Raw genomic sequence first — 21807 nt, forward strand, 5'->3', positions numbered from 1 at the left:
GTTATAGCTCATCAAACCCATTGGACCCGGATACTTTAGTATAGGTTCGTGACTTTTGTTCAAAGAAATCAGATTTAGTGTCATTCATCATTTCATCACTAAACACCTGAATCCACGGCATTGGGTTATCTTTCTCTTCATATAAATTTTGAAACCCAAGCTGCCGAAGCCTTTTGTTAGCAAGATATTCTACATATTCTTCAAATTCACGTAAATCAATTCCATCAATATCTTTTAAAATATAACGTGCCCACTCTTTTTCAAGCTCCACTGCTTGTCCAATCGACTTAAAGACATAATCCTTGTTTTCATCTGTATTTAGTTCCGGATTTTCTGATAAAAGGATTCGTACAAATTGAGCAATGAAATAAGCATGCTGCATCTCATCCCTTTGAATATAACTAATCATTGTACTTGTCTTCAGCATTTTTTGTTGTCTCGCAAGATTATAGAAAAAGGCGAAACCTGCATAAAAATAGATTCCTTCTAGATTAATCGAATTGATCGCCAGCTTAAACAAGTTTTCTGGTGTAGGAAGTTCCCTAAACCCCTCATAAGCCTCAAGGATTACCTGATTTCTTTTTCGAACAATCGGGTCGTCCTTCGCCTGATTAAATCGTTCCTTTTGTTCGTGGAATGGCACAAGTGAGCTTAAAATATAAGAATACGACTCATTATGTACTGCTTCCTGCTGTGATATAACCGCGAAAATGGCTTTAAAACTAGAGTCCGTTACATAATCCATTACCTGGTTCATTGTAGGTGTCTGCAAGCTATCTAAAGATGCGAGCTGAGTGTTTATTCGTAAAAACACATCTTTTTCAGTAGGGCTTAGTTGGTCCCATTGCTTGATATCATCCTGCATATTAATTTCTTGTGCCTTCCAAAAATTCGAAAGCAATGTTTGATAAAGTGTATACATTTGTGGATATGCAATATCATTCCAATTCAATAGTCCCGAGGTTTCCCCGTTAATAATTCCTGTTGATTTATTCGGAAACTCCGGATTAAATAATTTTATCTTTGTTAGTGATTGATTTATAGTCATTAGTTCGTTTCCCCCTTAACTGTGGCATAGTTCACATTCTTCAATTTCTGCTTGTGAGGTACTTCTGACATAATAAGTCGTTTTTAACCCTTGCTTCCAAGCTTCTAGATGGAGCTGCAAGAGATCCTTTGCTTTAATATCATGTCTGACATACAGATTAAAGCTAATGCCCTGATCAATATGACGCTGGCGTGCAGCATTTTGTCTTATACTCCAGATTTGATCAACTTCATGACGTGCTTTTCGGTAATACTCATAAGTCTTATGATCGATATCAGGAGCAGTTACTTTAAACTTAAAATTCTTTTTCTCCTCCGCATACTCAGCTGCGTAAATTGGATCAATCCCGTCGGTAGAGCCACCAATTTTAGCTGTCGATGAATTCGGAGCAATTGCCATGAGCCAGCCATTCCTTAATCCGTTCTGAGAAACCTTTGCTTTAAGCTTATTCCATCGCTCAGAAGCATACCTTCTTCGAGAAAAATAAGTTCCCGTATCCCACTCAGATCCTTTAAATTTCGGATAAGCTCCTTTTTCGTTAGCAAGCTCCATTGAGGATTGAATCGCATAATAAGCAATGTCCTCGTAGAGCTTATCTGCATATTGAACAGCCTCATCCGATTCCCAGTAAATTCCCTTTAACGCTAAAAGATGATGCCAGCCAAAAGTACCTAAGCCCACCGCACGGAACTTTTTATTTGTGATATCTGCTTGTTTGACCGAAATAGTATTTAAATCTACGACATTATCTAGCATTCTAACCTGGATGCGAATTAATCGTTCAAGTACATCCTTATGGACCGCCCTTGGTAGATTAATAGATGAAAGATTACAAACCACAAAATCACCAGGCTTTCGAATGATCACAATATTTCCTTCATCATCGATATATTCCTTCGTAATCCCTGTTGCTGACATATTTTGAGCAATTTCCGTGCATAAATTACTACAAAATATCGAAGTTCGTCCTTTTCCTAGAAGATGCTTGTTTGGATTTTGACGGTTTACTTCATCACGATAGAACATATACGGTGTCCCAGTTTCTAACTGTGCAATCATGATTCGCGCCATGACATCCATTGCTCGATAGGATTTACGTGGTAAAAGTGGATGATTGACGGCTTCCAAATATTTTTGAGTGAAGTATTTTTCATCTTCTTCGTCATAAAAATCTTCAAGACCTAACGGATTCCCGTTCTCATCCTTCCATACCATGATTTGCTTTACTTCATGTGGACAAAAGGTGTGCCACTCCCCATTGCTTCTTCCATTCTCATCTACCTCTTGTAGCTTTTTCATAAATAGATCTGGAACTGATACCCCTGTAAAAATATCATGGGCCTTCCGACGTTCGTCTCCGTTATTCGTTTTTAAATCTAGAAAACCATTCATCATATCTTTATGGAATAGATCGAGATAGATCGCAATTGCTCCTTGGCGTTGGCCTAATTGGTCAACACTAACTGCTGTATCATTGATTAGACGAATCCATGGAACTACACCGGAAGAATTCCCTTTAAATTTTTTAATGTCGGAGCCTAATGCGCGAACCTTACCATAATAGACCCCTATGCCTCCTCCATCTTTTGATAATCTAGCAATATCCCAGTTATTTAAATAAATACCATCAAGTGAGTCTTCAACTGTATCAATAAAACAAGAGGACAACTGGCCAAAGCTTTTGCCCGCATTTGATAGTGTTGGAGTTGCAACGGTCATATACAAATTACTCAATGCCCAGTAGGCTTCTTTGACGTACTCGAGCCTTACACCTCTTTTTTCATGTTGCATTAAAGTCATGGCTATCATCATGAAACGCTCCTGAGGAAGTTCATAAATATTACGTTCATAGTCTCTGGCAAGATAACGGTCGGCTAGTAAAAATAAACCTATATATGTAAATAGATGATCTTTAGCAGGGTCAATAAGCTTTCCGAGCTCAGCAATTTCGTCCTTTGTATAGGAGTCTAGTAGTTCAGTAGAGTAAATTCCTTTTGTTGTTAGTTCTTGGAGTAAATCATAAAAACTACCGTATTTTAACTTGCTATCATAGCTTCGATTTGTAGCAGCTTTTTCATAAAGTTCATTTAAATAGAGATGAGCCGCTAAGTATGTCCAGTTTGGCTGATCCATGGCAATTTTGTTTAAGGAATAAATTAGAGCATGTTGGTTCGCTTCAAATTCAGATAAATTTATTCCTTGTAGTTTGTTTCTTATTTCGGTTGTGTCGAGCTGATAGGTACTTTCTGCATAATCAAGCGAGCGTAGAACTGAATTCATTTCCTCATGTGTTGTGATATTCAATTTATTTCTCTCCCTTACAATTTTTTCGCTACTCAATCAAATGCGCCTTGGCGTATTTGCGCCCGATTTTTTTTCGAGCTTGCCCGAAAAATTCCCTTTGAAAAATCGTGGCATCCGCCGGAGGCTTTAATTTTATTTAGTGGGGGTTAAAACGCCCACTGAATAAAATTAAAAAATCCGCCCAATGAAATTGAGCGGATGAAACGATAACATCAAGAGAGCAAAAATAAAGAGCCCTACCTGTCGCCACCGTTTCATCTTCCCAATCCCCGAAGAAGGTGAAACATCATAAGAAAAGACAGGTCTCCTGACTTATGCATCACTCTACTTTGAACCCTTCCCATATAAGTACCTACTTGAAGTTAACTTATACAGTGGCCTGTTCATTTCGTCAGCATTTACAGTTGCGGGGGCAGTTCTGGATTTTCACCAGATTCCCTATTAAGCCCAATGGCATCTTTTTCTTAAGGTAAAACACAATATGTAGTTATATAACACAAAATCACATCAATATATGCTATTACATTTAATAATAAGTGACTACTCCACTTTTAGCAAGACAAATTTTGACAATTATTTCTCAAGAAATAATACCATATGCTCTTCGTCACGATACTGTCCGTTAAATTTGATAGCCTTTACTTCAACAGAAAATTTTTGAAATCCTAGTTTTTTATATAGTTCCTTTGCTGGTGTATTTTCTGCATCTACCGTTAAATAAAGTTGTTCGATGTCAGGCATATTTTTAGCCACTTTGATTGCTTCATTTAGCAAATCATTGGCAATTCCCCTTCCTCTTTTTTGATTATCAACATACATCGCTACGATATTAGCTTTATGCCTTATCTTTTGACGTGTTTCTCTGATTAATGTTACCATTCCAACTAAATTTTCTTCTTCGAATGCACCAAGCGTAAGTAACTCTTGAGATTGAAAGCTTTTCTTGTAATCTTCAATTGGATTTTCTTTCATTATTGCTTCTTCATACGTAACTAAAAAGCTTTCCGGATCCGTTGTTAATGCTTTTAATCGGAGCTTCCAATAGCCCTCGGCATCCTCTGGTATAAGCTTTCTGATCATCATAATTCCACCCCTTTTTCAGAACATTTGTTCTTGTGTTTTTCGTTTTATTTAATTATAATGGGACTTGAGGAAAAAATATACAAAAGTGTATGATTTCCTTAGGAATCAGAAATCATAGTGTATGGCTTTGGATAATAATTTTACAAAGGAGTGTTATGCGAATGAAAGGGCAAGCAACACCGTATTTAATGTTTAATGGAAATGCAAAGGAAGCTTTGGAATACTACAAGGAATTATTTGATGGTGAAATTTTGGATGTTCAAACATATGCCAAGGCGGGTTATGAGACTCAGGAGTGGGCGAATGACAGACTTATCCATGGTAAATTTAAAAAGAACGACTTCTTACTAATGGTGTCTGACGACTCTCCCGACCAAACAGTGAATTTCGGAAACAATATCTCCCTCGTAATCGAATTTGAAAGCGAGGAGGAAATTACTAAAACGTTTAATGATTTAAAGCAAACAGGAACAGTATTCATGGAATTGCAGGATACTTTCTGGGGTGCTAAATATGCAAAAGTGAAGGATCAATTCGGGATTATTTGGGATTTAAACTTTGAAAAACAGTAACTATGAAAATCCCCCCAACCTTCTGGGGGGATTGATATTATTCTTCCCACTCATGTTTTAGCAGACCATAGAAGTACATATCAAATCGTTTACCGTCTCGTTCAAGGAATTCCCTAGAAGTCCCCTCCCTGACAAAACCTAGCTTCTCATATAAGGCGATAGCTCTTTCATTGTATTGAAAAACGGTTAATTGGATTCTGTACAAATTTAACTCCTGAAAGGCAAAATCTAGCGCAAGCTGCATGGCCTCATTTCCGAGGCCCCGATTCCGATTACCATCACCACCGATTGCGATCGCAAGCCATGCATTTCGATGTGGCCAAATAATACTGTCAATATCCACAAAGCCAACTAATTTTTCAGTGGACAGCTCTTTAATACCAAACACGAATGCTTTTTCATTTTTCTGTTCGATCCATTCCTTGAAGTCTGACGGATGTTTTGGGAAGGATGGCAAAGTATCTAAATTTCTAAGAAACTCTTGATCTTCATACCAACTTACAATTGTAGAAACATCCTCATCTTTGAATCTTACAAGTTCAACCTTTTTTCCTTTTAGTAGTTTATACGTAATCATATGAATTACTCCTTAATTATCAACTCATTAAGTAATTCAACATCGCATATCTTTTTCCTTTTTTAACACATGTATTTCTCCATAATAAAAGCCATAGAAACAAGTTCTACGGCCTTTATCATTATTTATTGCTGTTTGACACAAGGTCATTGTTAGCTTTAGTTAAACTTATGGAATCCTTTACCTTCTGATTTGATTGTAAAATTATAAGCATCTAAAGCACCCTTACGATTGTCCTTTTGCACTTTAATTTCAATTTCACCATCAGGCAAGCTAGATGCAGGAGCTTGAAACTCACCTACATTATTTGAAACTACTAATGTTGCATTTGCTTCTTTAAGCTTCGTAACTGCTTCAGAACTCAATGATACAAAAATTGTATTATTCTTTTCAGGAACTTCAACTCTAACAGTAGCTCCATCTGTTAAATCACCCAAATCATTTGAAGTTACTACATATTTGTTTCCTCTCTCTACCTCTGGAGTAACAACGACGATTTGTGGTTCTTCTGGTTCTTCACCTGGTGTTGTATAAACATCAACAACTCTACCTTCAATTTTAGTTGGGATACCATTACTTCCAACACTTACTAAGTGCTCACGGAAGTTTTCCCAATCAGAAAGTCCAAGATCTGTTACACGACCTTCTTCATAAGCCTTTGCAAATACATCATAGCCATCTCCACCTTTAGCTGTGAATGCATTTGTTGCAACTGTATAGATTTTTTCATCTTGAACCTCTACATATTTACCATTTTCATCTAGGTAGGATACAGATACAACACGATCACCAGCTGGTTTCGTAGAATCAAATTTCACTTTACCACCAGCTACATGTAAGAAGCCGCCATTTTCTCCAGGGTACCTGCTTAAGGAGATTTCAAATGCTTCTTTAAGTTCTGCACCTGTTACTTCCATGGTAGCTAACGTATTACCAAATGGAAGAACTGAGATTACTTCACCAACAGTGATTGGGCCTGTATTAATAGCTGAACGGATACCACCACCATTTTGTAATGCCATTACTACATTTTTGTTAGTGAATTCTTTTGCTTTTAATAGCATACCATCTGTAATCAGGTTGCCTAAAATTGTTTCATTTTTACGTACGCTTGGCTTTGTATCATCACCATTTGTTCGTGGGTTCTCTAATGCAATAGAAGTTGTTACTCCGATTTCTTCTTGTGCTACTTTATCAACTTGTGCTTTGTATGGTGCTAATATTTCTGCTGCTTCGGGATCAGCCACCTGACTGCCGATTGCAACTAAGCCACCATCATGCGCTACCACTACACCATTATCATCAAATTCAACATTTAGAACACCAAGATTGCTATTGGCATTACCTGTTTGAACGATTACTGTTGGTGTATCATCTTTTGCAACAACTACAGGTTCAGACAATGTTGTATGGCTGTGTCCACCAACAATCACATCAATACCTTCTACTTGTTCAGCAAGAATTAAGTCGTTGTCAACCGCTGCATTATCGTCATAACCAATATGAGTCAAGGCAATGATTTTATTCACACCTTGTGCTTCCAAAGCTTTTACAGCGTTTTCTGCTTCCTCAAGATAGTTTTCAAATGCAATCGAACCTGGGCTAGAGATGTCTGCCGTTTCTTCAGTTGTTAACCCGAAGATACCAACTTTCTCGCCGTTTACTTCTTTGATAATCCCATTGTAAATTTGACCATTATTAAAATCTTTTGCAATGGAATCATTGAATATTCCAGCGAATTTATCATCTTTCGAGAAGTCAACATTGGCACTAACAAATGGGAATTGTGCATCTTTGATAAAGTTAACTAAAGCTTGATGGCCATCTTGAGATGAACCTAAATCAAATTCATGGTTACCAAAGGTCATTGCATCGAAGCCCATTAAGTTCATCATAGCTAAGTCTGCTACGCCTTGGAATTCATTGAAATACAATGTTCCTGTAAATGCATCCCCAGCATGTAGAAGAAGTGCTTCAGGGTTTTGTGTTCTAACTTCCTTCACTGCTGCTACAGTCTTTGGCATATTGTCTAAAGCAGCATGTGTATCATTTGTATGCATTACAGTTAAGTCAAAATTATCTTTTAAATCTACTTGAACCATTACCGGATCATGGTCACTCGCGCGTCCTGCCATATCAGTGAAGTCTGCATTGATGTGAAGAATATCAATTTTAGTTTTTTCTACTAAATTATTTGAAACTAAGATATGGTCTAAGACTTGAGAATTTCCTTGGAACAAGTAAGTATAGCGGTCGTCTTTATCCACTTTGTTAATCATATTAGTCATTAAATCGCCTTCGTGGATTTTAAGAGACTCAGTGAATTGGAAATCGTTAAAGTCACCAACAGATACGATATTTGCACCTGGGTTATCAGCTTTTATTTCTTCTACAAAGTCATAAACCACATTTGCAATTTGTTTACGTTGTTCCTCACTACCATATACCGGTGGTTGAGTTGAACCGAATAATGGAGTGTCCCCAGATTTTGAATTCCAGTGATTTACGATAACAACAACATCTTCACCTTGGAATGTAAATTGCGCAGCTAAAGGTTTTCGACTGTTATTAAATGCTGGGTTTGTTGGATCAATACGACCAGGGTTATGAGTTAATTTACCATTCTCATATCCAACTGCTGTTGTAGCATCACCTGCTGAAATACCTTCTGGTAAGGAAACACGATCTGGATTATATAAAAATCCAACTCGGATGTTTGCATTTGGTGCTCCACCATCTCTATTATTAATAGGGTCAATGTTTAAATATTCATATTCTGGACCGCCAGCAGCAACAATTGCTTGAATTAAACGTTCATAGCTTTCGTTTGCAGCTGCATCTCCGGCAGATTGTCCATTGTTATCTTGAACTTCAGTTACCCCGATGATGTCAGGACTTTCCATATCTGTTACAAATGCTCGTGCTAGTTTTTGAGCTTTATCATTCGATGTTTCTTTTGTATTATTTGAGAAGTTTTCTAGATTATAAGAGGCAATCGTTACCTTATCGTCCTCTTTAACAATTGTAGTTGTCTCAGGTTTTGCTTCACCAACAACATGTTTTGATTGCATATCTACTAGATCAACATAGATCTTATAGTTTTGGAAACCATAGTTCACTACACCCGTAATTGGTCCAGTAAATTTGTCACCTGTTGCTACCTCGAAATCTCTAGCAGCATTGTTATCGTACATTTTGAATTGGATTCGATCCGGATTAGCATTATCTTCAGTTAATAACACTCCACCATGGATTGTATCAGTCACTCTGTTTTCTAAAACAGTAATTAGATCCCCATGTTCTTGAGGTGCAACAGCTTTAACTGTTTCTACTTCAACAAGCATCCCTTCAATGCTTTCCCAGAAATCAATTGCATCTTCATCTGGATCAAACTTTGTAAAATTATCATTATCAATCACTTGATTTGGAAGGTTTTCGCTAGTAATTTTAATTGGTTCCGGTAATTCAACTTTTTCCCGAATTACTGTCACTAAACCTCCTCGGTCATTTCTTGCATTGATTTGTGTTACTGGTAAGTCAGTTTCACTCTTTGAATCATTGTAGCCATCAATATGAAATTCATCGACAGTACCTGTTACACTGACTAAATTACCTACTTTCACATTTGCTTGATTCCCTGTAAAAACGACGATACCTTCAGATGTCTTTGGATTGTTATCCTTTTGATTATCTGGAGTTTGCAAATGGAAGTAGTTATTGTTTCCGATTTTATAGGTATAAGTAACGATACCTTCAACATTTTCAACAACTACACCTTTAAGTGGAGATTCATGAGACTCTCCTTGGATATCATGGATATTGATATTTTCAAGCTCGTATACTTTATAAGTAAATTCTTTAATTTCACTTGCTGTTAAACCTTCTTTTACAGCAAGGGCTTTGATTGTTATATCCTGGTCAACCGTAATCGGTTCGCTGTACTTTTGACTCTCAACTGTTGGTTCAGTTCCATCTGTTGTATAGTAAATGTCTGCACCTTCAGTTGTAGTAGATAATGTTACTTGCGTTCCTGTAGGAATGCTACCTGATGGTTGTGATGCACTAACTGGTTGAACTTTTGATGAATCTACTACGATATCTGCTTGTCCACGAGGAATGATTTGATAATCTTGGTCGAATTGTTGGACGATACCAGTAATTGAATCATAATTAGTCCCAACAGATAAACCTAATGTATTGTTTTCATCACGAACTAAAAATTCTGTACCATCTTCGGCTTTGGCTGTAAAGTTTGCCCAACCGCTTCCATTAGAAACAGATATAAGTTCGATATTTTTAACAACTGCTAATTTAGATTCATTTTCTTCCGTAACTTCAGCTCCTGCTAATTCAATTGGAGCTGGTACGCCTTTATTTTCAGCTTCTCCAATTAACTTTGCTGAATCTAATTGTAATAACCCTCTAAATTCTTGTAATGAACCACTTACAGTGATTTCATCACCAAGTTGAACATCTAAAGACGTTGGACGAACAGCAATTGCTGCTGTTTCATCTTGAATGTGGATTGTATTTTTTAATTTTGCTGTCACTGTACCTTTAACGGATACTGAACCAGTACCTTGGGTGCGAGCTTCAGCAATTGTGATTACCGTTGGTTGTTCAGGTTCTGGATCTACATTTCCTTCACCTTTGTGAGAACCTAAAAATGAAAATGTATCCTGTGGATGATTGTCCCATTCAATAGAAGGATCAAAAGCATCATCATGTACTTTATCCCCAGTGAGGACTGAATCTTTTCTTACCAGAGTGTGTTCTGAAGTCACTCCGCCCCAATTAGTACCTGGGTCATGTCCTACTTGTCCAAATGAGTCAATAATTTCACCATTTTTCTTTAAAACAAGAGCGTCATCTCCATTGAAATTTGCAACACCATGTTTTATGTCTGTAACTGCTATTATTTCAGGACTTGCACTTGAATGTGCAATTACATAGACATCATCACTCACTAGAGTTCCTGTTAGTTTTAAAGTTGTACCAGCTACACTGGCTCCATTTGAATATAGTTCTAGTGTGTATGCTGATAAGTCAACTTCAGCACCGGTCCCATTATAAATCTCAATTGCTTTGTTATTACTACTGCCTTCGATATACTCAGAGATAAATAGATCTTCGGCAGTTGCTTCAGCTGCACTTACAGCGGGTGCAAAGTTTAATAGTGTAGTAGGCACTATTAAACTAAAAACAAATAAAATCGATAGTAATTTTCTTACTATGCCTTTTTTCACACTCTTCTCCCCTTACTTCCTAGATTTAGTAGTAAATGTATACGACTTCAAGATACTTCTTCAGGGGAAATCAGTCAATACAATTTACGAAAATTAAACGGAAGTTTTACATGTTTTTTGCACTAAATACGAACAATAGGTAAAAAGTCATAGTTCAATGTTAGTGTTTTCGTTCTCATTCTAATACATTAGTCACAGAAAACATTTTTTAATGTAATCGAATTTTTCTAAGTTGATGAATGATTCTACACTGTACTTCGACTAATCATATAACACTAAAAACGACTACAAAATTAAAACTGTAGTCGTCTTTTATACCCTATTCATTTTTTAATGCCATTCATAACTTGTTTAATCTTTTAACCAACTAAATTTTCATAGGTCTTTTGTAAATGGTTTTTATCAATCTTTCCAACATGTGTTTTTGGTATTTCTTCCACAAAGATAAACTCTTTCGGAACTTTGTATTTACCGATCTTTGCTTGACAGTACTCTTTTAATTCCACCTTAGAAACTTGTTGGTCTGGCATTAACGAAACTACTGCAATTACCATTTCGCCCCATTTTTGATGCAGGACACCAACAACAGCAACTTCATTAATCGCTGGGTGTTTGCTAATGCATTGTTCCACCTCTAATGGGTAAACATTTTCCCCACCAGTAATAATCATCTCTTTTTTGCGACCAACAATATAGTGATAGCCTTCCTCATCACATCTAGCTAAATCCCCGGTATGAAGCCATCCATCATGGTACGCTTCCTTTGTCGCGTCTTGATTATTCCAGTAATGATGGAATACATGCTTTCCACGAATTAAAAGCTCTCCTACTTCACCAGCCTTCGCTTCTTTTCCATCAGAAGTAATGATTTTCACGTCATTATAAAACATGGCCTTCCCAACAGATCCTCTTCGGAATCTTGAAATCTTTGGATCGATGAAGAAATTGTTTGGACCAGCCTCTGTTAGACCGTATCCTTCTTTAAAAGATAACCCTTTTTCTTCAAAGGCCTGGTAAATTTCTAGCGGACATGGCGCTCCACCTGATAAGAATGTATGCATTGTTGGAAAATTAACATCCTTGAAGGATGGAGTGTTAACCATCATGTGATACATCGTTGGAACAAGTAATACGACTGTACAACCCTCTTGATTAATTATCTGGATCGCTCGATTAGGCTCGAAATTTTTAGCTATTACTACCTTACCCCCCATCATTAAAATCGGAATTGATAAGGCATTGAGCCCACCAGTATGGAACATCGGCATATACGTCAATGTCACATCTTCTGCTGACAAATTCCAGCTCACAATTGTATTTAATCCATTCCACATAATGGATCGATGGGAAAGGACTACTCCCTTTGGTTTACCTGTTGTTCCACCTGTATAAATGATTGCTAAAGGGTCATCTTCTTGAATAAATTCATCGTGTTCCAAGGATTTACTTGATTCATTCGCAAATCGATGATACTCCTTCGAATCAACTTTTACGATTTCTCTAGATGTTTTGTCCAGTAATAAACCCTCCAAATTACTTGATAATGCAATTAGCTTTGGTGTTGAATTTGAAAGGATATAATCTATTTCTTCACCTGATAAACGCCAATTTAAGGGTACAAAGATTGCCCCAATTTTCCCACAGGCAAAAAGCAAATCGAAATAACTAATATCATTTGGAGATAGCAGTGCAATCCGATCCCCCTTTTTAATTCCGATTGATTTGAAATAGTAGGCGATATTTTCCGCACGTTTATTTAATTCATGAAAGGTAAAGCGGCTGCCCGTTTCCCCGTCTACAACAGCAATCGAATCAGGTGATAGTCGAGCACGATTTGCGATCCAGTCCAGTTCCCACCTCACAACTATCTCTCCTTACGTCTACTTAATTCTATTCTTACTATAGAAGACAAGAGTTACATGGAAGTTACATGAAGGTGCGATGTTTGGTGTGGGATTTGTATGTGTGTGATATCAAAGACAGTTCATTCAAAATTTTACTGCGATTTGTCTTTGAGATAGGCTTTCAAAGACATTTCATTCAAATTTTTACTACGCATTGTCTTTGAGATAGGCTATCAGAGACTATTCATTCAAAAATTCACTTCGGGTTGTCTTTGAGACAGGCTTTCAGAGACAGTTCATTCAAAATGTTACTTGGATTTGTCCTTGAGACAGGCTTTCAGAGACAGTTCGCCAACGATCTTGTTTGGCTTGGTTTTTCATCCAAGCCCTCAGTGTGATTTCCTTCAACACTTCCCTATTTATTTCCTTGGTCCCAAAATCTTCTTGCAACAAAAAAATAGGAGCCATAAATAAGCTCCTAATCAAATTACATCATTATTCCACCATCAACATGCAAGGTTGTTCCGTTCACGTAATCAGATTCATCGGATGATAAATATAGATACGCATTGGCAATGTCTGAAGGCTTTCCTAGTCTTTGCAGTGGGATCATCATTTTCATTTGGTTGATGACCTTTTCAGGTACTGCTACAACCATCCCGGTTTCAATAAATCCTGGTACTACTGCATTGACATTAATCCCTTTTCTACCAAGTTCTTTTGCCCATGTTTTCGTCATTCCGACTACTGCTGCCTTTGATGCCGCATAATTGGTTTGACCTACATTCCCATATACACCAGTTACAGACGAGGTACTAACAATTTTTCCTTTACCATTAGCAATCATATGTGGCACGACGGCTTGGGTGCAATTAAAAACACCTGTTAAGTTTACGTCGATAACTTTTTGAAAATCCTCTTGGGAAAGCTTTGTTAACATCGCATCACGAGTAATCCCTGCATTATTTATTAAAATATCAATCTTTCCAAATCGCTCCATAACTGCGGAAACTGTTTTGTCAACACTTTCTCTGTTTGCTACATCGACTTGAAAAAACTCAACATCTGCACCTTGTTCTTTCAGTTCATTTGCCCTCTCTGCACCTGTTGTATCATAGTCTGTTAGCGCAACCTTTGCACCTTCACGTACAAATGTGATAGCTGCTTCTAGCCCTAGCCCATTTGCTGCTCCAGTAATGATTGCCACCTTATCTTTTAATCTCATTTTGCTGGCTCCTTTTGCTTGATAAATTCATGCATATGTTTTAATAACAGCCCTAAGTTATCAATTAATGGAGAGTGTCCACAGTCTTCAAGTTCAACAAATGTAGCGTTATCCCCTAAATCCTCCATAATTTCCTCTGCCATACTTTCCACTACTACATAATCCCGATCTCCACGCAATACCAACACTGGGATCTTGATATCATCAACCTGGCCAGTTCCTTCAGTTAACCCATTGTGATGATGGCTTATGTTAAATGTATTTAATGAAAAATAGACGTCAGCAAGATTGCGTTGTGTCAACATATCTTCAAGATACTCATCATAATGAGTTTCTTTCGGCTGATTTTTCGTGTAAATGGCTGCATTCCAGATTGCTTTTAAGGTTTCTTTATCTCGATTGTCATAGGCAGTTTGAATTGGGATAGTTCGGGCTAAATCTTTATGAATATCATCCATCGTCTTCAATCGATTTGAAAAATCCATTTGCCCGTCAGCACCTAAGCCAAAGATTGGATAACCTCTTGTTGATGCTGATGCCAACAACACTAGCTTTGAACAAAGTCCCGGATGGTCAGCTACAAACTGCATTCCAACAGCTCCACCCGTTGACCAACCAGCTATTATAAAATCTGATAAACCTAATTCTTCAACAAATAATTTAATATCATCGGAAAAATCCCTGATCGATTGAACTGGTTTGTGATAAGTCGATATTCCAAAGCCTCTCATATCGACTGCATATACCTTGTAATCGCTATCAATACTCTCGATAACAACATCCCAATGCTTCGATGATGACATGTTCCCGTGAATGAGTAGAACTATTTTTTCTCCCCCTTCACGCTCCCTATAGCCAAGTGTTTCTCCGTTTGCTAGATTAACAGTTTTCAGTTCAATAGACGACATTAACAATCCCCCCATTTTATTGCAGTAGCACCCCACGCATATCCAATTCCAGCACTTACAAGAACAACAAGATCCCCTTCTTTTATTTTACCGTTTTTTTCCGCAAATTCCATAGAAAGTATTTGGTCCATTTGGCCGATATGTCCATATTCATTAAGATAAATGGATTGGTCCTGGGTAAGACCTAATTCGTTTAACACAAAATCATGGGCTGATTTTTTCATGTGGAGAATCCCTAAATAATCAATGTCTACTTCGGAATACCCGCTTTTTTTGACTGCTTCACGAATCACCTTGAGAAAGTTTTGCATCGACTTTTCTTCAAGTCGCTGCTTCATCCCTTCAGGGTCAAGTACATCCAGCATATTTAATTTTTGTTCGAGGGCTTCCTTTGTCATTGGGTTCTTTGTTCCACCTGCTACTACAACGACATCCTCAGAAAATGCACCATCTGTTATAATATGACTTTCAAGGACGTGATTTTTAGCTAAGCCCTTTTGTAAAAGGATGGCACCGCCACCGGCTCCCAAATTATACATAAAGCGAGTTCTAGGATTCTCGTAATCAATAAAATCTACATTTCGATAGCCACCCGCTAGTAATACTGTTTTTATGTTGTCATCTGACCTCATCAGATTCTTTGCAACCTTTATCGCCATAATCGTCGTTCCACAGCGCATTGCCACATCAAAGCCCCATGCATTGTATGCACCGAGCTCCTGTTGCATTTTAATTGCCGCTGTCCATAAAGGATATTCTTTATGCTCTTCCCCAATATAGATAATTAAATCAATATCTAGCGGATCAATGTTTGCCTTTTTGATCGCTTCTCTTGCTGCTTTAATTCCCATATCACAAGTATGATCATCTGGTCCTGGAATCGGTTTTCTTAAAATTCCTAGCTTTGTTTCAACGATTTCCTTTGGAATCCCACTCTTCATTGAAATGTCCTCCGAAGTAAGAAACTCATTCGGAATGTATATCCCTGTACTTAAAATTCCAACTGATTGCAAAGTAGGTCACTCCTCTATTACACTTTTCATAAACTGAACAGCATCATCTAAATCTGTAACGACTACTTCATCTTCTCCTTGAACATGGCTCACCTTTATCCGCCATTGCTTTTTCATTGTCTTGTTATCCACATCAACCAGCGCACAACGGACAACGAATGAAGTAATGGTTTGATTATCATTCATAGCCCTCACTCCTTAGCCAGCTATTTTTTCTTTTTCATAGTCTTTCGTTTTATTGGTTCCTTTTCTTTTATAAAACCACGACTTGACAGTTCCAACGATTCCCGTTGGGAAGAACATAACGGCTAATATATATAAGATACCGAAGAAGATCATCCATCTTTCAAAAATCCAGTGAACCTTTGCAAGTCCAGTAAGCCAGTGGTGGGCAAATTCGATAAGGCCCGCTCCAATGATGGCCCCGACTAGCGTTCCGACCCCTCCAATAATCGTCATGAGAAGAGCATCAAGGGTTACATCGAGGGCAAATACCGATGTATTTACAAACCGTAATGTGACAACATACATCGAGCCAGAAACACTTGCAATCACCCCTGCTACAATACTCGCAATGATTTTATAATGAATCACATTATAGCCAAGTGATTCTGTTCGGGGTTCATTTTCACGAATTGCTTGGAGAACCCTGCCAAGAGGGGATTCTGTGAATCTTTTTAATACTAAAAATACGATAATCATAAGAACCAATGTGACAAAATATAGGGTCATACGGTCTTTTAATACATCTGGAACGCGGAACGTAAATCCGTCATTTCCTCTTGTTAATGACCTCCATTTTTCTGCCGCAACTAAAAACAAGCCTGAAAATGCCAATGTCAGCATGGCGTAGAAGTGACTTTTTAACCGAAGTGAGAGCAAACCTACAATATAACTTAAAATCGCCGCGAGAATCATTCCAACTATAATGGATAGTAGAAAGATTGGGATAGTTGGCTCAAATTGATTTAAAAGAACTCCTGTCGTATAGGCACCGATCCCGAAAAACATTGCATGCCCGAATGAAACAATTCCTGTAAAACCTAGTAAAATATCATAGCTCATGGCAAAGACAGCAAAGATAAAAATTTGCGTAAATAAAATCAATATACTTCTAGTATCATTAATAAATGGATAACATAGAAGGAATACTGCTGCTGCAATGTATATGATGTTAACTTTTGAAGAATTAGTTAGAAGCCTCATTTCCTCACCCCTTTGCACCGAATAATCCTTGTGGTCTGAAAATTAATACAACGGCCATTAGCAACATATTCACTGCAAGTGATAATTCAGGGACATAATAAGCCATATAAGCACCTGATAGCCCTACTAAAATCGCCGCAAATAGTGACCCTGTAATACTTCCCATCCCTCCGATAACAACGACGATAAATGCGAGAATTGCAAACTCCATTCCCATCTCTGCATAAATTTGTCCGGAATAAGGTCCAAGTAATACACCACCAAGAGCTGCCATTGCTGCACCTACCATAAAAACAAGCATAAAAATCTTTTTAATATTGATACCAAGTGATTGAACCATTTCCTTATTAATTACACCTGCACGAACAATTAAGCCGATTTTTGTATTTTTTAGAATGTAGTAAACAAGGAAGAAAACTAAGAACCCAACTAAAATGATAAATAAACGATATTTGATGAGAATGACTCCTCCAAACTCCCAACTTCCACTCAAATAGGCAGGGGTTTTCGCACTTAATTGGTGTGGCCCCCAAACGACCTTAAGCATTTCGGATAGGACAATCATAACCCCAAGCGTTATTAAAATTTGCTGGATATGATTTCCGTAAACTGGAGTGACGATGAATTTTTCCATTAGCAAGCCTAAAATTAAACCTGTAATTAGTGCGGTAATGATTCCAACTATGAAACTGCCGGTTTGCCCATAAGACCAAACACCGGCATATGCTCCCCAGGCAAATAAACCACCATGAGCAAAGTTCAAAACATCCATAAGTCCAAAAATCAAAGTTAACCCTGCAGCAAGTAGGAAGATTAACATACCTGTCGCAAGACCGTTGACCGTTAAATTGATAATTGCATCCACAAAATATCCTCCTTTCCAAAGAAATTCCTGTTAGGCAATACCTAAATATTGTTTACGTAGTTGTTCATTTTCCTTTAACTCTTTCATTTCGCCACGATGAACAGTTCTTCCATCGTCAATGATGAAAAATCGGTCTCCAATTGTACTTGCCATAAAAAAGTTTTGTTCAACAAGCACAATTGAGGTCTTTGACTTCATCTCTTGGATAGATTCCATTACTTTTTCTACCACAATTGGGGCTAGTCCCTTACTTGGTTCGTCAATTAGAAGCAAATCATTATTATTGACATAAGCCCTTGCGATAGAAAGCATTTGCTTTTGCCCACCGCTGAGGTTACCACCTTTTCTTTTCCAAAACTTCTTTAGGTCAGGGAATAAGTTCAAAATATAATCGAGACGTTCCTTTGTTTCATCGTTTTCCTTTTTGATTGCCACCTTCATATTTTCCTCTACTGTTAACTCACCAAATATTCCTTGATCCTCGGGTACATAACCAATCCCTTTTGCAGCAATATGATAGGTTGCCAGACCTGCAATATTTTCCCCATTAAATTCGATTGTTCCTTTAGCAGGTGGATTAAGTCCCATAATTGACCTGAGGGTAGTTGTTTTTCCAGCGCCGTTTCGCCCTAAAAGAACAGTAACCTCTCCTTTTTTCGCTTCAAATGAAACGCCCTGCAATATATGAAATTGGTCAATATACGTTTCAATTCTCTCTACTTTAAGATGCAGTGTCATCGTACAAACCTCCTAAATACGCTGATTGGACTGTTTCATTATCCATAATTTCTTCAGGTGTTCCATCCGCTAGCAATCTACCGTTAAATAAAACCATTACACTATCAGACAGGTCGAGAATCATATCCATTTTGTGTTCAATTAAAATGATTGTGCGATTCCCTTCTGCTTTAATCTTTTTTATGACCTCAAGGATCGCAGGAACCTCCTCAAGGGACATTCCGGCAGTTGGTTCATCCAATAGCAGAACCTCAGTCTCCAATGCCAAAAGCATGGCAATTTCCAACTTTCGTTTTTCGCCATGTGCCAAGTTTTTTGCAATTGCAGTTGCTTTATTATCAAGAAGAACAAGCGATAGAATGTGTAGTGCTTTTTCTTCGAATTGTCGATATTTACGGTAGTGCTTAAACATTTGATACCGAATTCCTGCCACGGATTGAACGGCTAAACGAACATTTTCTAATACTGTAAGATTTGGAAAAACATTGGTGATTTGAAAGGAACGACCTATTCCTTTTCGTGTACGTGCGGTTGGAGAAAGCTTTGTAATATCTTCACCTTTTAAGAAAACTTGGCCGTTTGTAGGTAAAAGCTGGCCACTTAGTAAATTGAAAAATGTTGTTTTACCTGCACCATTTGGTCCGATGATTGATTTGAAGTGGTTAGGAGGAACTGTAAAATTAACCTTATCTACAGCAACATGACCTCCAAATGCGATTGTCAGGTCTTTCGTTTCAATAATATTCTTCACGTAAATTCACCTCTTTTTTCTAAAAGGAAACTTCGGTAGAAAGATACTACCGAAGTTCCTTGATTTTTCATTAGTTACGAACTGGTGGAGCTGTTTCTTCAGGGCTTAACTCTCTCATTAGAACTGGAACTGGATAATCCACACCATCAACCTTTTCTAGGCGAATCGCATATAAAGATTGAAGTGCTTGGTGATCCTCTTCACGGAACGTCATTTTTCCTTTTGGAGTGTCAAAGCTCATGCCTTCCATCGCTTCGATTAGCTTATCTGCATTTGTATCGCCATTTGTCTTTTTAATCGCTTCAACAATTGCTAAAGCAGCAGTCATACCGCCTGGAGTAAATAAATCAGGAACCTCTCCGTTAAACTTCTCTTTATGTTTTTCAACTAACCAATCGTTAATTTCATTTTTAGGGAGCTGATGATAGTAAACTGTGAATCCTTCCATTCCAACTAAGGCATCCATTGTAGCAAGTGCTGGGATATCTGGAGCACCAGTCGAAATTTTAATGCCGTTTTCTTGTACTTTCATGTCTCTAATTTGATTCCATGGTGTGTTTGCACCTGCCCAAACAACGTATAAATAATCAGGCTTTGCTTCAATAATCTTTTGAACATTCGATGTAAAGTCTGTTGCTGCTGGATCTGCATACTCCTCATGGATAATCTCAGCACCTAATTTTTCCGCTGCTTCCTTAAACGCTGCGACACCATCACGACCAAATGCATAATCAGGGGCAAGTGTTGCAATTTTTACACCTTCTTTTGCAATTGCCGCTGCACCAGCAACAGCATCCTGTGAAGAGTTACGTGCCGTTCTAAAAATATATTCGTTCCAGTCTGCACCTGTAATACTGTCTGCTGCAGCTGGCTCAACAATCATAATTTTTTCATATTCCTCTGCTAGCGGAAGCACAGCTAATGTATCCGCTGAACTTGAAGAACCGACTAGGAAATCTACACCGTCTTCTTCTATTAACTTAGTTGCTTTTTGAATTGCAACCTCAGGTTTTGTTTCAGTATCCTCTATGAAAAACTGAATTTCTTGTCCATTCACTTCCATTGTTCCGTCAGTTGCATATTCAAGGCCAAGTTCAAACCCTTGTGTTGATTGTTTACCGTATGCCTCGAGTCCACCACTCAATGAAGCAAGCACACCGATTTTGATTGGATCTTTTGCTTTTGTTTCTTCTGCTGGTTTCTCTGAATCACCTGGGCTTGGTTTCTCTTCTTCTGTACTCGAAGATCCTGAACTACAAGCTGCTGCAACTACCATAAGCATGGCAAGCAAGCTTAAAAAAAGCATTTTACGAAATGAGAATTTCTTCATTTTTCCTTCCCCCTTTTTAATCTTAAAAACTGTAAAACCTTCTGCAATAATCGTACTTGGTAATAGTTACATTTTAGTTACAGACGATAAATCAACAAGCCTTCCATTGAATAACTGTGGCTGCCCATGTATAACCTGTTCCAGCACTTACCGCAACAGCAATATCTCCATTCGTTAATTTTCCTTGCTCCTGTGCAAAATGAAGGCCAACGCACGGGTCAAGTGCGGACATATGTCCATGGTGCTCTAAATAAATTGTGTTTTCTTCTGGTATATGTAGTGTCTGAAGTAGTTCTCTGAACATGGAGCGTTTCGTATGTAGTGGTAGAAGAACTTTTATATCTTGAGGTGAATATCCGCTATTTTGTAATGCTTGTCGAATAACTCTTTCAAAATTTGGAATAGATACAGGGTCTAGTCGTGCTTTCATGCTAGATGGATCAAGTACGTCGATGTAATGCTGTCTATTTCTTACGGTTTCCATACTTGGGAACAGTTTGGAACCCCCAGCTGGTACACGGACATCTTCATAGAATGAACCATCGGTAATGATCGAGCTTTCAAGAATTTCACTTTTGGTAGAATTTTTCGTTATTAATGCTGCTGTCCCTCCATCTCCAAAATTAAACATAAACCTGGAGCGAGGATTTTCATAATCAATGATTTGAGATTCTTTACAGCCTCCAACGAGCAAAATGTTTTCAATCGTTTCATCTGATCGAAGCATATCTTTTGCTACTTTTAAGGCAATTGGAAAACAGGAGCTCACATTCATTAATTCAAATGCATAGGCATTTTTTGTCCCAAGTTCAAATTGAAGTTTAGGAGCACATGACCACACTAAATAATCCTTATGTGGACTGCCAAAATAGATAACGACATCAATTGATAATGGATCTATTTTGGTAAGAATTTGTCGGGCCGCTTCAATTCCGAGGTCTGTCGCCTGCATCGTGTCATCTGAAACATGCTTTTGATACAGGCCGAACTTCTCGATGATTACTTGTTCAGGAATTCCTGTTTTTTTCGATAAATCCTTCGCTGTTTCTATCCCGTTTGGAAAAAAAACACTTGTTGCTTCAATTCCAATCTTAATT

Annotated in this window: 18 protein-coding genes and 1 riboswitch; of the genes, 1 reads left to right on the forward strand and 17 read right to left on the reverse strand. The window is 37.9% G+C overall.

The genetic code is table 11. The features are described 5' to 3' along the window. Nucleotide 1 precedes the first annotated feature (1 nt). The 3 genes from V7097_RS05190 to V7097_RS05200 all read right to left on the reverse strand — a co-directional run bounded on the left by V7097_RS05190 (nt 2) and on the right by V7097_RS05200 (nt 4432). On the reverse strand, nt 2–1048 hold the full coding sequence (locus V7097_RS05190; protein ID WP_335702539.1) for a ribonucleotide-diphosphate reductase subunit beta: 1047 nt from the start codon (nt 1046–1048) through the stop codon (nt 2–4). 15 nt (nt 1049–1063) lie between these two features. After that, on the reverse strand, nt 1064–3352 hold the full coding sequence (locus tag V7097_RS05195; RefSeq protein WP_335702540.1) for a ribonucleoside-diphosphate reductase subunit alpha: 2289 nt from the start codon (nt 3350–3352) through the stop codon (nt 1064–1066). A gap of 280 nt (nt 3353–3632) precedes the next feature. Next, nucleotides 3633–3828: riboswitch (cobalamin riboswitch) on the reverse strand. 97 nt (nt 3829–3925) lie between these two features. Then, nucleotides 3926–4432, reverse strand: a complete 507-nt coding sequence (locus V7097_RS05200) for a GNAT family N-acetyltransferase (RefSeq protein WP_335702595.1) — start codon at nt 4430–4432, stop codon at nt 3926–3928. 164 nt (nt 4433–4596) lie between these two features. Between V7097_RS05200 and V7097_RS05205 the strand changes: the two genes are divergently transcribed. Continuing rightward, nucleotides 4597–5007, forward strand: a complete 411-nt coding sequence (locus V7097_RS05205; RefSeq protein WP_335702541.1) for a VOC family protein — start codon at nt 4597–4599, stop codon at nt 5005–5007. Between the two features lie 37 nt (nt 5008–5044). Here the strand turns inward: V7097_RS05205 and V7097_RS05210 are convergent, their stop codons facing one another. From V7097_RS05210 to V7097_RS05275, 14 genes are all read right to left on the reverse strand, one after another. Then, complete coding sequence (locus V7097_RS05210; protein ID WP_335702542.1) at nt 5045–5584, reverse strand: GNAT family N-acetyltransferase; 540 nt, start codon at nt 5582–5584, stop codon at nt 5045–5047. A gap of 158 nt (nt 5585–5742) precedes the next feature. Next, nucleotides 5743–10830, reverse strand: a complete 5088-nt coding sequence (locus V7097_RS05215) for a 5'-nucleotidase C-terminal domain-containing protein (protein WP_335702543.1) — start codon at nt 10828–10830, stop codon at nt 5743–5745. A gap of 359 nt (nt 10831–11189) precedes the next feature. Next, a complete protein-coding gene (locus V7097_RS05220) occupies nt 11190–12692 on the reverse strand; it encodes an acyl-CoA synthetase (RefSeq protein ID WP_335702544.1) in 1503 nt (500 codons plus the stop codon). Nucleotides 12693–12974: 282 nt separating this feature from the next. Further along, nucleotides 12975–13142 carry a hypothetical protein gene (locus V7097_RS05225; RefSeq protein ID WP_335702545.1) on the reverse strand — a complete coding sequence of 56 codons (168 nt, stop codon included), beginning with the start codon at nt 13140–13142 and terminating at the stop codon, nt 12975–12977. Between the two features lie 19 nt (nt 13143–13161). Continuing rightward, nucleotides 13162–13899 (reverse strand): 3-oxoacyl-ACP reductase FabG, encoded by a 738-nt coding sequence (gene fabG / locus V7097_RS05230; RefSeq protein ID WP_335702546.1) that lies wholly within the window; start codon nt 13897–13899, stop codon nt 13162–13164. Then, nucleotides 13896–14807, reverse strand: coding sequence for an intracellular short-chain-length polyhydroxyalkanoate depolymerase (phaZ, locus tag V7097_RS05235; RefSeq protein WP_335702547.1), 912 nt, complete (start codon nt 14805–14807; stop codon nt 13896–13898). Before phaZ ends, fabG begins: the two co-directional genes overlap by 4 nt. Beyond that, on the reverse strand, nt 14807–15820 hold the full coding sequence (locus V7097_RS05240; protein WP_335702548.1) for a 3-oxoacyl-ACP synthase: 1014 nt from the start codon (nt 15818–15820) through the stop codon (nt 14807–14809). Before V7097_RS05240 ends, phaZ begins: the two co-directional genes overlap by 1 nt. 6 nt (nt 15821–15826) lie before the next feature. Then, nucleotides 15827–16006, reverse strand: coding sequence for a hypothetical protein (locus V7097_RS05245; RefSeq protein WP_335702549.1), 180 nt, complete (start codon nt 16004–16006; stop codon nt 15827–15829). A 12-nt stretch (nt 16007–16018) separates the two neighbouring features. Then, nucleotides 16019–17026 (reverse strand): branched-chain amino acid ABC transporter permease, encoded by a 1008-nt coding sequence (locus tag V7097_RS05250; protein ID WP_335702550.1) that lies wholly within the window; start codon nt 17024–17026, stop codon nt 16019–16021. Nucleotides 17027–17030: 4 nt separating this feature from the next. Then, on the reverse strand, nt 17031–17891 hold the full coding sequence (locus V7097_RS05255; RefSeq protein WP_335702551.1) for a branched-chain amino acid ABC transporter permease: 861 nt from the start codon (nt 17889–17891) through the stop codon (nt 17031–17033). A 30-nt stretch (nt 17892–17921) separates the two neighbouring features. Further along, entirely contained in the window at nt 17922–18629 is a 708-nt protein-coding gene (locus V7097_RS05260; RefSeq protein ID WP_335702552.1) for an ABC transporter ATP-binding protein, read from the reverse strand. Continuing rightward, nucleotides 18613–19380 (reverse strand): ABC transporter ATP-binding protein, encoded by a 768-nt coding sequence (locus V7097_RS05265; protein ID WP_335702553.1) that lies wholly within the window; start codon nt 19378–19380, stop codon nt 18613–18615. Before V7097_RS05265 ends, V7097_RS05260 begins: the two co-directional genes overlap by 17 nt. A 70-nt stretch (nt 19381–19450) precedes the next feature. Then, a complete protein-coding gene (locus tag V7097_RS05270; RefSeq protein WP_335702554.1) occupies nt 19451–20710 on the reverse strand; it encodes a substrate-binding domain-containing protein in 1260 nt (419 codons plus the stop codon). A 91-nt stretch (nt 20711–20801) separates the two neighbouring features. After that, complete coding sequence (locus V7097_RS05275; protein WP_335702596.1) at nt 20802–21806, reverse strand: 3-oxoacyl-ACP synthase; 1005 nt, start codon at nt 21804–21806, stop codon at nt 20802–20804. Nucleotide 21807 lies beyond the last annotated feature (1 nt).

Origin of the sequence: Bacillus sp. JJ1562, from assembly GCF_036962705.1 — a bacterium.
Taxonomy (GTDB): domain Bacteria; phylum Bacillota; class Bacilli; order Bacillales; family Bacillaceae_L; genus Ferdinandcohnia.

Coding starts and splice junctions, on each gene's coding strand:
- V7097_RS05190 (WP_335702539.1), bottom strand. CDS start 1,048: ATGACTATAAATCAATCACTAACAAAGATAAAATTATTTAATCCGGAG.
- V7097_RS05200 (WP_335702595.1), bottom strand. CDS start 4,432: ATGATCAGAAAGCTTATACCAGAGGATGCCGAGGGCTATTGGAAGCTC.
- V7097_RS05205 (WP_335702541.1), top strand. CDS start 4,597: ATGAAAGGGCAAGCAACACCGTATTTAATGTTTAATGGAAATGCAAAG.
- V7097_RS05210 (WP_335702542.1), bottom strand. CDS start 5,584: ATGATTACGTATAAACTACTAAAAGGAAAAAAGGTTGAACTTGTAAGA.
- V7097_RS05225 (WP_335702545.1), bottom strand. CDS start 13,142: ATGGCTCCTATTTTTTTGTTGCAAGAAGATTTTGGGACCAAGGAAATA.
- fabG (WP_335702546.1), bottom strand. CDS start 13,899: ATGAGATTAAAAGATAAGGTGGCAATCATTACTGGAGCAGCAAATGGG.
- phaZ (WP_335702547.1), bottom strand. CDS start 14,807: ATGTCGTCTATTGAACTGAAAACTGTTAATCTAGCAAACGGAGAAACA.
- V7097_RS05245 (WP_335702549.1), bottom strand. CDS start 16,006: ATGAATGATAATCAAACCATTACTTCATTCGTTGTCCGTTGTGCGCTG.
- V7097_RS05250 (WP_335702550.1), bottom strand. CDS start 17,026: ATGAGGCTTCTAACTAATTCTTCAAAAGTTAACATCATATACATTGCA.
- V7097_RS05260 (WP_335702552.1), bottom strand. CDS start 18,629: ATGACACTGCATCTTAAAGTAGAGAGAATTGAAACGTATATTGACCAA.
- V7097_RS05270 (WP_335702554.1), bottom strand. CDS start 20,710: ATGAAGAAATTCTCATTTCGTAAAATGCTTTTTTTAAGCTTGCTTGCC.